The organism is Candidatus Leptovillus gracilis (genome assembly GCA_016716065.1).
Taxonomy (GTDB): domain Bacteria; phylum Chloroflexota; class Anaerolineae; order Promineifilales; family Promineifilaceae; genus Leptovillus; species Leptovillus gracilis.
Map to the genome: position 1 here is coordinate 609,279 of JADJXA010000001.1, position 13,013 is coordinate 622,291.

The following is a 13,013-nucleotide window of genomic DNA, read 5'->3' on the forward strand; positions in this document are numbered from 1 at the left end:
TAATCATCTAACACCGCAATGGTAACGCATGAATGGCCTGTCTGGCAAACAACAAAGGCGTCAGGGCGGGTTCAGCCAGCCACGCGCCAGCGCCAACAGCATCAGGGCAATGGCCGCAAGGGTAAACGTGGCCGTGCCGCCAAACATCACCATACCGCCCCAGCGATCAAACACGTAGCCGGTGATGGCGCTGCTAAACAACGGGGCCAGCCCCACAAAACAGGCGCCCATGATCGCCTGGGCGGTGGATTTCCAGGCGTCGGGCGTGCGCTGGTTGATGAGGTGAACAATGGTTACAAAAAACAGACCATACCCCACCCCCTTCAGCGTGGAGACGGCCAACAAAGCGTTGGGGGTGCGCGAAAGGGCGAATCCATAGACGGACACGGCAATAACCACCATCGCCAGCAGCAGCGTCCAGGGGGCGCCCAGACGGCGCATGATACGGGCGCTGCTCAGCATGATCGGCACTTCGGCCAGCGCCGACAGACCAAACATCCACCCGACGCTGCTGCGCGAACCACCCAGTTCGGTCATAAAAATGCCGCCAAAGATAAAGGTCGAAATTAACGAGACGCCAGTTAGGAAGGCGACGACAAACAACGTTAACAGGCCTGGCTCGCGCAGCAGCAGCCAGGCGGAACCGGCTGGCTGGCGGTCGCCGACCGGTTTTTCTTCCAGGTACATGATGAGCAAAACACAGGGAACGGCCGTTGCCGCCGCCACCCAAAACATCGGCGCGTAGCCCAACTGCTGCCAGGCCAGGCCACAAATGATCGAGACCAACGCAAATCCCAAAGAACCCCACAGGCGCATCGCCCCGAAACTGAGGTGATGGGTGACGGCCATTTCGGCCACCAGGCCATCGCCAATCGGGCTGGTTGGGCTGCGAAAAATCGCCAACAAAGCCATCACCGGGAAAAAGCCAAAGAAGCTTTGCGGCCAGCGCAGCAGCAGCAGCGCCACAATCCAGCCAATCAGGGATATTTGCAGCAAGCGCAAACGCCAGCCGCGTCTGTCGGCCAGCGCCGAAAGGAAAGGCCCCAAAATGAGCGCCGCCAGGGGATTAAACACGGCCAATATGCCAACTTCTAATCCGCTCAGGCCGCGTGTGTCGGACAGGTAGACGTTTAGAAAGGGGTCGTAAACGGCAACAAAACTCCAATAGAACCAATAAAAGAGAGAACCCAGACTCGCAGGAGCCAGGGAAAGCCCATAGAAGCGGCGTGCAGACATTAATTCGTTTGCTCCAAAAGGGGGGATAAAAGTGACTTTAGGGTTGGTCCGATTGTGGCAGAGTAAAAAAGAAGGTACTCCCCTGGCCGGGTTTGCTTTCTACGCCGACGCTGCCGCCTAATTTTTGGATGATTCGCTGGACGACCGACAGGCCCAGCCCATGACCTTCAACCTTGCGCGGTTCCAGTCGTTCAAACGGCGTAAACAGCCGCCGGACATCGGCGGCGGAAATTCCCCCGCCGTTATCGCGCACCCAAAAACGGATGAGGTTATCGGGCTGGATGGTTGCGCCGAGTTCCAAACAGGGGGGACGGCCGCCATATTTGACGCCATTGCTGATGTAGTTGGCCCACACTTCTTCAACCCAGGGGGCATAACCAACGGCCGTCGGCCATTGCTCCGGGTATCTGATTTCTACCTGGTTGGTTTCGATGAGAAAGTCCAGCCGTTTGCATGTTTCGCGGATAATTCTTTGCATGTCCAGCGGCGCCACCACCACTTGTTGTTGGCGAATACCGGCCAATAGGAGCAGCTCTTCAATGATGCGGTTCATCTTCATGCCCGATTCCAAGATGCGCTCCAGATGGTGGCGGCCGCGATCTTCCATTTCGTCGCTGAAATACTTCTGTACCAGTTCGGTGTAACCGACAATCGCCGCCAGCGGGTTTTTCAGGTCGTGGGCGACGGTGTGGGCAAAGGCGTCTAGTTCCTCGTTGCGGGCTTGTAATTCGGCGGTGTATTCTTGCAGACGTTGGCGCTCGATTTCTAGCTGCCGCAAATTGGCGTATTCCTGGCCGCGCAGCCGTTTTTTCTCCAGGGCAGCGTTCAGGCGGGCATTGAACAAGATGGGGTTGAACGGTTTGATAAGGTAATCTTCGGCCCCCATTTCGATGCAGCGCACGGCGTTGTCCAATTCGTCCTGCGCGGAAATGACGATGACCGGCAGGTTGATGAGCCAGTTGTGGTCTTTCATTGCCTGCAACACCTGGAAGCCGTTCATTTCGGGCATCACGATGTCTAGCAGCATGAGGTCGTAACGGCCGTTCATCACCGCGTCTAGCGCTTCACGGCCGTTGCCCGCCTCTGTGGTCGCATGCCCTTGCTGCTGCAAGACGTGGGCCATTTTCAGCCGATTCAGGCGATTGTCATCAACGATGAGGATGTGTCCTTGCGGCTTTTCAGGCATAATCGTCATTTTTTCAGACCGATATTCAGTTTTCAGCCCGTGTTTTCCAGAGATAACGCTGACTCAAAACTGGTCACTGAATACTGGTCACTGAATACTGGTCACTGACTACTAATTACGATTACTGATTACGATAACTACTGCTGCCCTGTCTCCAGGGCTTGCAGAGCGGCGGCGGCCGGTTGATAAGCGGCGTCAATTTTTTCGATCAGATCCAGACTTTGCGTCAGGTGACCGGATTTTGCCATAGTTTCCAATTCTCGGCATAAATTGACCAGGGCTGTCGCGCCAAACTCGGCGCTGTTGCCTCTGAGGCTGTGGGCAGCCATGCGCAAGGCCGCGGCGTCATGGCGCACAGCCGCCTGGCGAAGGCGGTCAATCAGAATGGGGGCGTCGTGCAGGTATACATGGATCATCTCGGCCATGAATTTGGCGTCGCCGCCAATAGACTGGTTCAGATTCGCCAGGGCAGCGGGATTGAGCACGGCCGTTTCCTCTGGTGTATGTCTGGCGGCGACGGCCGTATCTTCGTCCGGCCGGGGTGGGCAGGCCAGCAGCACCGTCACCAACGCTTCCAGGCGCAGCGGCTTCCCCAGATAGTCATTCATGCCGGCCGCCAGACAGGCCGCTTGTTCTTCGGCCGTTGTATTGGCGGTCAGGGCGACAATGCGCGGTTGGCGGTCGGCGGGCAGCCGGCGGCGAATGGCTTGCGTGGCCTCCAGTCCATCCATTTCTGGCATCTGCACATCCATCAAAACGAGATCATACGGCCGTTGGCGCAGCCGGGCGACCACCTGTAACCCATTTTCCGCCAAATCTGGGGCATAACCCAGGCGCTGCAAGACGGTCATCATCAATTTCTGATTGCTCGGCGTGTCTTCGGCCAACAATATGTGCAGGGGATGGCGGCGGCCCATGTTTGGGTCGAACTGCGCTTCGGTTGGCGCGGATGACCGCTGCTCCGCCGCAAAGCCACCTGTGAACAAATCGGTGAGGACAGCATGTAGCTGTTGGTAATTCACCGGGCGGCTCAGGGCGGCAGCCCATACCTTGCTGCCGCTAAAGGGCTGCGGCCGACCAGCCGGGTACAACAACACCAGCGGCGGCGTTTGTACATCCATCGCCTGCCTGACCTGCTGCGCCACAGCCAGACCATCGCTGCCGGGCAGAGAGTGGGCGATCAGGAGCGCGTCGAACTCTGTGCTCGGCGTCAGCAGCGCCAATGCTTCGTCCGGCCGGCTTACGTGGGCGACCTGCATCTCCCACTTTTTAAGCTGCAAGGCCAGAAAACGCGCCCCGACGCTGTCTATATCCAGAAGCAAAATCCGTTTGGCGGCTAACTGTGGCTGTTTTGTCTGCAAGTAGGCTGGCAGGGGGGCAGTGGCGCTGCGAGCGGTGATGGTAAATGTAAATGTAGACCCCTTGCCCACCGCGCTGCTGGCGGAAATTGCGCCGCCCATCATTTTACACAGCCGCTGGCTGATGACCAGACCCAGGCCGGTGCCGCCATAGCGCCGGGTCGTGGAGGCGTCTCCCTGGCTGAAGGCTTGAAACAGCCGTTCCAACTGCTTCGGGGCAATGCCAATGCCGCTGTCTTGGACTACAAATTGCAAGATACAGCGGTTATTTTGCCGCGCCGAGGCGGTAATGCGCACTACAATTTCGCCGCGCTCGGTGAATTTGATGGCGTTGTTGAGCAGGTTGAGCAGTATCTGGCGCAGACGGACGCTGTCGCCGACGATGGTGTGGGGCACGCTGTTATCTACGTGGCAGGCCAGTTCCAAATTCTTCTGCGCTGCCGATACAGATACAATGTCCAGGGTGGTATTGACACAGGCGCGTATATCAAACGGCCGTGCTTCCAATGTCATTTTATTGGCTTCAATCTTAGAAAAATCCAGGATGTCGTTGATGATTGCCAGCAGCGCTTCGCCGCTGCTCTGGATGATGCCGGTAAATTCGCGCTGTTCTGGCGTCAGCGGCGTGTCTTGCAACTGCGTCGTCATGCCAATGACGCTGTTCATGGGGGTGCGGATTTCATGGCTCATGGTTGCCAGGAAGTCGCTTTTGGCCCGATTGGCTGCCTCGGCGGCAGCGCGGGCCTCTTGCGCTTTTTGGGTGGCAGCGGCCAGTTCGGCCGTGCGCTGCTCTACTTTTTGCTCCAGCGTGCGGCTGTACTCTTCCACACTGCGATACAGGCGCACGTTTTGGATGGCGATGGCCGCAAAATCGGCGATGGTTTTCAGAATGCGCTCGTCTCGTTCGCTGAAAGGCTGGGCCTCTTCGGGATGGATAACGCCTAATACGCCCAGCACGCCGCCGCCTTGCATGATGGGCACGTAGAGCAAGGCTGTTGGCGTTTCGGCGGGATCGAGGGAGGCGTACAGCGTCTGCCCGGTCTGGACAACCCTGGCAACCAGCGATTCGTCGGGGTCTGGTTCGCGCAGCAGGTCTAGTTTGGCGTCGTCAAAGCCGAAGGAGGCTTCCAGGAAGAGGCGGTCGGTGTTGTTATCTACCAGCCAGATGCCGGTTTCAACGGCCGTTGTCAGTGAAATAGCCGCTTCGGTCACCTGGTGCAGCACTTCGTCCAGGTCTAGCTGGGAAGTGATGGCCTGAGCAATTTGCGCCAGGATATTGGCCAGGTCGGGTCGTTTGTCCAGGATGGCCGTCTCGAACAGGGGGCGGTCGTCTATGTGCAGCACCACTTGCAGGTGGCCCAGGGTGATGATGTCATCGTTGAGCAGGCGTTCCGGGCTGCGGCCAATGGTACGGCCGTTGCGCAAAGTGCCGTTGGTGCTGTCCAGGTCCACAATGAACAGGTTGGAGGGCGTGGGGCGCAAGATGGCGTGTCGGCGGGAAACGCCCAGGTTCACGGCGTCGAACTGGTTCAGGTCTATCACTTGTCGCTGGTCGGGATCGCGCCCCAGGATGACTTCGTCGTTGATTTCCAGGCCAATTTCCTGCGTAGGGTCGGCGAGCAGGCTGAGGCGGATGCGCCAGGTGGCCCGTTTGCGGGCTTCTGAGGTATCTATTTGATGAGGGACACGTTGGTAGGTGATATTGACCGGCGGCGAAATCTGGCGGTTATGGAAGACGGCCGTCCGGACCTTTTTGTATGGAAGTTGCATGGTTAAGTCTCTGCCATAAAAGTTCAAGAAGTTTCCTGGCGCTAGATGTAGGACGGTACGGCCGTTTGCGCCATTGGTTAACTCCACTCCTCCAACAGCTCGGCAAGACCGGCGGCTACTTCATCACGCGGCAAATTACCGGCCAAGAGTTCCTGATCACTTTTTTGCTGCAAGCGCCGATAAAAGGCAATGCCCGTCTCGATTGGGCTCGTACTGGTAGGGGCTACCTCTCGCCAGGTAAAGATCATATCCTCAGCCTGGGCATACGCCCCCAGTTGTTCATAATACATCAATAAAGCGGCGTAGGTGGCCTCTGGCCAGATAATGTCTTCGACTTTGGCCCGCAGCGATTCCAGGGTGGGGATGATGGGCGGCAAATCTATCTGTGGGTGGCGCGTTTGCACGGCCAGGAGCAGTTGCAACGCCTTCAGATAGCGGCGATACGCCTGCTCATCCTGCGCTTGCAAACTGCACAAATCACCCTCCTGGCCCAAAACGGTGACGACGGTGAGGCAGTTCTCAATCCAGCCGAGTTCGTCGCGCAGAGATAGCTGGGCAACCAGGTCCTGGCTGTCCAGGCGCAGCAGCGCCTCGCTGCTCAGGCCGGTTGTGCGGCGCAGGGAGCCATTGGTGACAGCGACAGCCTCGGCATAGTCGCGGGTCTGACGAAGTTTGCCTATCTGACTGAGAACGGCCGTCGCCTCTTCAATCAGGCGCATAAAATAATCTCGACGGTACATATATCTGACAACGTGACCAGGTGACATCTGACAAGGTGACAATACTGTCAGATTATGACCTTTGTGAGTAGAGAATACATACTATGGTATGTCATGTCTGGTAAGTTGCAAAAATATTCCGTGTTCCGTGTTCCGTAATCCGTGTTTTGTGGGGCGCTGCCATTGACAAGTGGCAATGGGATATGGATTTCGGTTTACGGCTGCCAGCTTATACCCCAGTCTTGGCGGATGGCGCTGAGGATGTGGATGGCCTGCTGGATGCGGGCCTGGTTGGCCGGTTTGTTGGGCCACAGACTGGCCCCGGAAGGATGGGGCAGGGGGACGACCCAACGGCCGTTGCCATCTTTGGCCGGGTTAAACGCTGGCAGCCACTCACCCTGGGTCAGGTCAAAATTGACCGGATTTTGCAAGGCGGCCGGCGCAAAGTAAACGGCCGTGCCGATTACCTCCTCCAGCCGGGCGCTGGCCGGGTAAAGCAGCTTAATCGCCAGCCCGCCCACCAGGATAAGCAGCCTGGGTCGCACCAGCGTGATCTCTTGCTCCAAAAAGGGGCGGCAGAGCGACTGTTCGGCTCGACTGGGCACGCGGTCCCCTTTGCCGGCCTTGTCTTTGCCAGGGTAACATTTGGTAACGGCCGTCATATACTGTCTGTCGCGGAACGCATCTTCGGCCCAACCGGCCTGAGCCAGCCATTGAAACAAGCGCCGTCCGCTGCCGGCGTTAAACGGCCGTTTGGCCGTCACCTCCGTCACCCCCGGCGCCTGGCCGATGAGCATGACCTGGGCAACGGCCGTGCCGCGAAAAATGGCGCCGGGGGTAATGGCGTGCCCCGCTTCCAGGCAGCGGGTGCAGCCGCGCATGGCGGCGTGCAGTTCCGTCAACGTGGCATAGGTCGTTGTCATGGCGTCATTGTAGCTGAGGCGAGGCAAATGGGTTATGGGTAAATGATACTGACAAAGCAAAAAAGTCGGGCGGCGTCATTTTCGCCAGACCGCTGCATTCCGTCGTAAAATAGCGGCATGAAAAAAAAAGGCCGATTCCGTCGTCAGCTTCGCGCCCAACTGCGTGATATTCGCGTCTTGTTGGGGGAATCCGGCGGCTCTATGCTGCTGTTTGTATTGGTGGTCTTAGGCGGGGCAGCCGCTTTCCATCTGCTTTACACCTTTCCGGTCGGTGCAGAACGGGCCGGAGAATCCCCCAGGTATACGGAGGCGGTTTACGCCACCTTTTCCCTGATCTTTTTCGAGACGCTGCTGCCCTTTCCCGAAGAGTGGTATTTGCAGGCGCTCTTTTTTATTATTCCGGTCGTCGGACTGGTGGTCGTGGCCGATGGGGTGCTGCGCTTCAGCACGGCGCTCATCAACAAACAGGCGCGCGGGCAAAAATGGCAGGTGGCAATGGCTTCAACGTATAGTGACCATATCATTGTGTGCGGCGCGGGCAAGATTGGCTATCGGGTGACAGAAGAGCTGCTGAAATACGGCCGTGATGTCGTAGCGATAGAAATGGATGAGAACGGCCGTTTCGTCGAAAAAGTGCGCGCCCTCGGCGTGCCGCTGCTGATTGGCGACGCCCGCCGCTCAGAGAACATTATCAAAGCGGGCATCCAACGCGCCGACGCGATCATCCCCTGCACCGACAATGAACTGGCAAATCTGGACATCGCTCTGGACGCCCGTGAAATCAACCCCAACATCAAGGTGGTCCTGCGCATGTTCGACAGCGACCTGGCCCGGCGCGTGGAAAAGGGGTTTGGCATCCACACCGCCTTCAGCGGTTCGGCGCTGGCGGCGCCCATCTTCGCCGCCGCCGCCATGCGCCTGGACATCAAGCACTCTTTCTACGTTGGCGAAGAGCTGCTGAACCTGAGCGAAATGACTGTCCGCCCCAATTCGCCGCTGGCTGGCTGGACCGTGAACCAACTGCAACACACCTACAACTTGTCGGTGGTCTTCCACCGCGGCAGCGCCCAAGACGATATGCACCCAGACCCGGAGCAAAAGTTATGCGTCGGCGACTTCTTCCTGGTGCTGGCGTCGCTAGACGTATTGCGGCAGATCAAGAAATTAAATGGCGACATTTGAAGCCTGAGACCAGCTTATGAACATCGTACCTTTCATACCCATCGTGGTTGGAACGGCCTTGCTGCTTGTGGGCTATCGCTATTTTTGGTTGATAGTGGCTGGGGTTGGCTTTTTGGTTGGCCTGAACATGGGCAGCCTGTCGGCTGGCGGGCAGATCACCACGTCGGCCATTGTGCTGGGGTTGTTTTTGGGGGTGATTGGAGGATTTACGGCCGTTTTCATCACCGCCATCGCCCTCAACATCATCGCCTTTTTTCTGGGCGGTATTCTGATGGTGCAGTTATTTACCAGCCTGAATTGGAGCGCTGGCTCTACCCTGGCTACCTTCATCCTGGGGGGAGTGGTTGGTCTGCTGATCGCCATCATCGGCAAGGATTACGCCAAAATGCTCATCTCGGCCGTCACCGGCGCGGCGATCATCATCACTGCCCTGCCAGTGGACCAGGCGACAACCTCCTTTCTCCTCCTCGGCCTAGTTCTCGCCGGGGTTGTCGCCCAAATCATCGTCAAAAACCGCTGGTAACGGCCGTCAGTCGCCACTCGTTAACACCTGACGGCTGCCCAACTACCCCTTCAACGCCCCAGACATCAGGCCGCGCAAGAAATAGCGACCCAAGAAGACATAAATGATCAGCGTCGGAATCGCCGCCACCAGCGAAGCGGCCATTTGCACATTCCAGGCGATAATCTGGCTGCCGGCCAGGTTATTCAGGGCCACAGTAATCGGCCAGTTTTCCGGGCTGGTTAATACCACCGCAAACAAAAAATCATTCCAGGCGGCCGTAAACTGCCAGATGAGTACCACCACAAACGCCGGGGCTGAGACCGGCAGAAAAACATGGTAATAGGTCTCCAACAAGCCGGCCCCATCTATGCGCGCCGCCTCCACCATCTCTTTTGGCACGGTGATGTAATAGCTGCGAAACGTCAACGTGGTAATCGGAATGCCATAGATGATGTGGGTCAGCGCCAGACCAGGAATGCTGCCATACAAACCGGTGGTGCGCATAAACTGCACCAGCGGAATCAAAATGCTCTGGTACGGGATGAACATGCCGAACAGCAGCAGCGGAAATACAAAGTCCGCCCCCGGAAAGCGCCAGCGAGTGAGGATAAAGCCGTTGATCGAACCCAACATGGCTGAGATAACGGCCGTAGGAATCACCAAACGCAAACTATTCCACAAATGGGGCGCCAACTGGTTATAAGCAGCCACAAAATTGTCCAAAGCCAGCCCAGACGGCAGATTCCACATCGTCTTCAGGCTGACTTCATCGAAGCTCTTGAACCCGGTCACCAGCATCACATACATCGGCAGCAGGTAAAAGAGCGACATGATCAACAACAACACGTACAGCCAGGCGCGCGTCGGCGGCCGGCGTGGTTTGTCAGCGACTCGCGCCGTCATGTAGTGGACTCCTCTCGCAGCGTTTGGTACAGGTAAGGGATCACCAACACCGCCACACTCAGTAACAACATAATCCCGATGGCCGCGCCACGGCCGTAAAATTGCCCATCAAACGTTGTCGTCCACATATACACCGATGGCACATCCAAAGCCACCTGCTTGCCGGCTACGGCAATAATCAGGTCAAACACCTTCAACGAGATATGGCCCAAAATAATCATGGCGCTCAACGTCACCGGCCACAACAGCGGCAAAACAATCCGCCGGTAAATGTAAAATTCCGACGCGCCATCCACCCGCGCCGCTTCGCGCAGCGATTCCGGTATCGCCCGCAGGCCGCCCAGATACAAAGCCATGGTATACCCAGACATTTGCCAGATGGCCGGGATGGCGATGGCCGCGATACCCCAATTTGGCGTGGTATGCCACTTGTTGATCAAAAAATCCAATCCCAGCGAATCAAACAATAGATTCAGGCCGCTCATACGTGAACCCATCGCCGGATTCATCAGCCAGCGCCAGACCACGCCGGTCACGATAAACGAAATAGCCATCGGAAACAGGAACAGGCTGCGGAAAAAATTCTCACCACGCAGCCCCTGATCTAGCAAAATCGCCAGCCCCAGCCCCAAAAAGAGACAGCCACCGACAAACAACGTGGTAAATATAATCGTATTGCGAATATCTATGTGAAAACGTGGGTCTCGCAGCAAGCCAATATAATTTTGCAGGCCAATAAATTCATAATTAGGCAGCAAGCCAATCCAATCGCTGACTGACACCCTGACAGACCAGGCAATGAAGCCATAGATGAACACCATGACCGCCAGGATGGACGGCGAGACCAGAGCTATTGCCAGGATGGTATCTTTGTCGAACCTTTTGCGAACCATCTCTAAACGAGCCATAAGGCATCCTTACAAAAAGGGGCGAGTACAAGCAAACCCTGTACTCGCCCCGATAAGCGTTTACGTCAGTTTATTGGCAAGGACCTGAAGCAGAACAGGCATTCACCAGCGCCGTCTGGAAAGTGGTTACATCGCCACTGCCCAGGAACAGACCCAGAGCCGTGTCAATCTCCGATTTCCAACTGTCGTTGGCGACAACGCCGTGCGTCAGGCTGCCGACCACAACGTCGTTGGCCCAATCATCCATCGCCGATTGCAGGTATTCGCCGTACAGGGCACGGTCGCCATCGCTGCGGGCGGGGATGGAGCCTTTGACCGGGTTGAAGGCGTCTTGCCCTTCCAGAGAACCGGCGACCGTCAGCCAGGCAATGGCGGCGTCACGATGGGGCGCGCCCAGCGGCAGCACAAAGCTGTCGGAGAGAAATTGGAAGTTACCGGCCGTTCCCGGCACAGGCGCCCAGATGTAATCGGTGTTGGGGGCTTTGCCCAGTTCACGGAAGAAGCCTTCTTGCCAGTCGCCCATCACGTTGAAGGCGGCGTCGCCATCAATGACAATCTGCCCGGCGTCTTGCCAGCTCAGGGCGGAGGCGTCGCTGTTGGTGTAGGTCAGAATCTTGGCGAAGTCATTTAACGCCTGCATGACCTCGGGGCTGGCCCAATCGCCGCTGCCGTCCCACAAATCATTGTAGGCGTCAGGCCCCATGGAAGCCAGGAGAATCGTCTCAAAGAGGTGCAGGGCGGTCCACTGCTCGCCCATCGCCAGGGGGGCGTCCATGCCGGCCGCTTGCAGGGCATCCATCGCGGTAAACCATTCGTCCAGGGTCGTGGGCATTGCGATGCTGTTGTCGGCCAGGATGGTGGGGTTGGCCCACAACACGTTGGCGCGGTGGATGTTCACTGGCACAGAGTAGATGTTGCCATCTTGCGAGATCAATGGGATAAGGGTGGCGGGCATCACAGCCAGCCAGCCATTCTCTTCGTAGAGGAAGTTCAATGGTTCCAACTGCCCGGCGGCGACGTAGGTGCCGATGAGTTCTTGCCCGGCGTGGCCTTGCCAGCTATCGGGGGCGTCGCCCGCCTGGAGGCGGGTGGCTAACACAGCGCGGGCGTTGGTGCCTGCGCCGCCGGCGACGGCCGCATTCAAGAATTCCACGTTGGGGTATTGTTCGGCAAAGACTTTAATCATCGCTTCCAGGCCGGCCGCTTCGCCGCCGCCGGTCCACCAGGAGAAGACTTCCACCGGGCCAGAAACGTCGGCCATTGGCGCTTCGGCCGGAGCGGAATCCAGGGCTTGTTGGTTGGAAGCGGCAGCAGCGGCCGTGAGGGCCTTTTGCAGGGAGTCCACGTTGCCACCGGCCAGGTACAGGCCCAGAGCCGTGTCAATCTCCGATTTCCAACTGTCGTTGGCGACAACGCCGTGCGTCAGGCTGCCGACGACTGTGTCGCTGGCCCAATCATCCATCGCCGATTGCAGGTATTCGCCGTACAGGGCGCGGTCGCCATCGCTGCGGGCGGGGATGGAGCCTTTGACTGGATTGAAGGCGTCTTGCCCTTCCAGGGAACCGGCGACCGTCAGCCAGGCAATGGCGGCGTCACGATGGGGCGCGCCCACCGGCAGCACGAAGCTGTCGGAGAGGAACTGGAAGTTGCCATCAGTTCCGGGCACGGCCGACCAGACGTAATCTACATTGGGGGCTTTGCCGAGTTCACGGAAGAAGCCTTCTTGCCAGTCGCCCATCACGTTGAAGGCGGCGTCGCCGTCTACAACCAGTTGACCGGCGTCTTGCCAGCTCAGGGCGGAGGCGTCGCTGTTGGTGTAGCTGAGGGCTTTTTCGTAGTTAGCCAGGGCCGCGGCGACTGCCGGACTGTTCCAATCGCCACCGCTCCAGAGCGCGTTGTAGGCGTCCGGCCCCAGGGAGGCCAGGAGGATGGTCTCGAAGAGGTGCATGGCGGTCCACTGCTCGCCCATCGCCAGCGGGGCGTCTATGCCGTTGGCTTGCAGAATGTCCATGGCGGCGAACCATTCGTCCAGGGTCGTGGGCATTGCGATGCCGTTGTCGGCCAGGATGGTGGGGTTGGCCCACAACACGTTGGCGCGGTGGATGTTCACCGGCACAGAGTAGATGTTGCCATTTTGCGAGATCAGCGGGATGAGGGTGGCGGGCATCACTTCCAACCAACCATTCTCTTCGTAGAGGAAGTTCAACGGTTCCAACTGCCCGGCGGCGACGTAAGTGCCGATGAGTTCTTGGCCGGCGTGGCCTTGCCAGCTATCGGGGGCGTCGCCCGCCTGGAGGCGGGTGGCTAACACAGCGCGGGCGTT

Annotated in this window: 10 protein-coding genes; 2 read left to right on the plus strand and 8 right to left on the minus strand. The window is 58.1% G+C overall.

Translation table 11 applies throughout. The annotated features are described in order from the left end of the window. Positions 1 to 60: 60 nt before the first annotated feature. The 5 genes from IPM39_02575 to IPM39_02595 all read right to left on the minus strand — a co-directional run bounded on the left by IPM39_02575 (position 61) and on the right by IPM39_02595 (position 7,192). A complete protein-coding gene (locus IPM39_02575) occupies positions 61 to 1,236 on the minus strand; it encodes an MFS transporter (protein ID MBK8984958.1) in 1,176 nt (391 codons plus the stop codon). Between the two features lie 37 nt (positions 1,237 to 1,273). Beyond that, on the minus strand, positions 1,274 to 2,431 hold the full coding sequence (locus tag IPM39_02580) for a response regulator (GenBank protein ID MBK8984959.1): 1,158 nt from the start codon (positions 2,429 to 2,431) through the stop codon (positions 1,274 to 1,276). Between the two features lie 128 nt (positions 2,432 to 2,559). Then, a complete protein-coding gene (locus IPM39_02585) occupies positions 2,560 to 5,550 on the minus strand; it encodes a response regulator (GenBank protein MBK8984960.1) in 2,991 nt (996 codons plus the stop codon). A 77-nt stretch (positions 5,551 to 5,627) separates the two neighbouring features. After that, on the minus strand, positions 5,628 to 6,269 hold the full coding sequence (locus IPM39_02590) for a hypothetical protein (protein ID MBK8984961.1): 642 nt from the start codon (positions 6,267 to 6,269) through the stop codon (positions 5,628 to 5,630). 215 nt (positions 6,270 to 6,484) lie between these two features. Beyond that, complete coding sequence (locus IPM39_02595) at positions 6,485 to 7,192, minus strand: hypothetical protein (protein MBK8984962.1); 708 nt, start codon at positions 7,190 to 7,192, stop codon at positions 6,485 to 6,487. A gap of 117 nt (positions 7,193 to 7,309) precedes the next feature. Here IPM39_02595 and IPM39_02600 point away from each other — a divergent pair, with 117 nt between their 5' ends. Next, positions 7,310 to 8,374 (plus strand): NAD-binding protein, encoded by a 1,065-nt coding sequence (locus IPM39_02600; protein ID MBK8984963.1) that lies wholly within the window; start codon positions 7,310 to 7,312, stop codon positions 8,372 to 8,374. A 16-nt stretch (positions 8,375 to 8,390) separates the two neighbouring features. Next, positions 8,391 to 8,897 carry a hypothetical protein gene (locus IPM39_02605; protein ID MBK8984964.1) on the plus strand — a complete coding sequence of 169 codons (507 nt, stop codon included), beginning with the start codon at positions 8,391 to 8,393 and terminating at the stop codon, positions 8,895 to 8,897. A gap of 42 nt (positions 8,898 to 8,939) precedes the next feature. On the opposite strand, the gene IPM39_02610 is transcribed toward IPM39_02605, so the two are convergent. The 3 genes from IPM39_02610 to IPM39_02620 all read right to left on the minus strand — a co-directional run bounded on the left by IPM39_02610 (position 8,940) and on the right by IPM39_02620 (position 11,951). Then, complete coding sequence (locus IPM39_02610) at positions 8,940 to 9,782, minus strand: carbohydrate ABC transporter permease (protein ID MBK8984965.1); 843 nt, start codon at positions 9,780 to 9,782, stop codon at positions 8,940 to 8,942. After that, positions 9,779 to 10,675, minus strand: a complete 897-nt coding sequence (locus tag IPM39_02615) for a sugar ABC transporter permease (GenBank protein MBK8984966.1) — start codon at positions 10,673 to 10,675, stop codon at positions 9,779 to 9,781. The genes IPM39_02610 and IPM39_02615 overlap by 4 nt, the downstream gene beginning before the upstream one ends. An 85-nt stretch (positions 10,676 to 10,760) precedes the next feature. After that, a complete protein-coding gene (locus tag IPM39_02620) occupies positions 10,761 to 11,951 on the minus strand; it encodes a carbohydrate ABC transporter substrate-binding protein (protein ID MBK8984967.1) in 1,191 nt (396 codons plus the stop codon). Between the last annotated feature and the right edge of the window lie 1,062 nt (positions 11,952 to 13,013).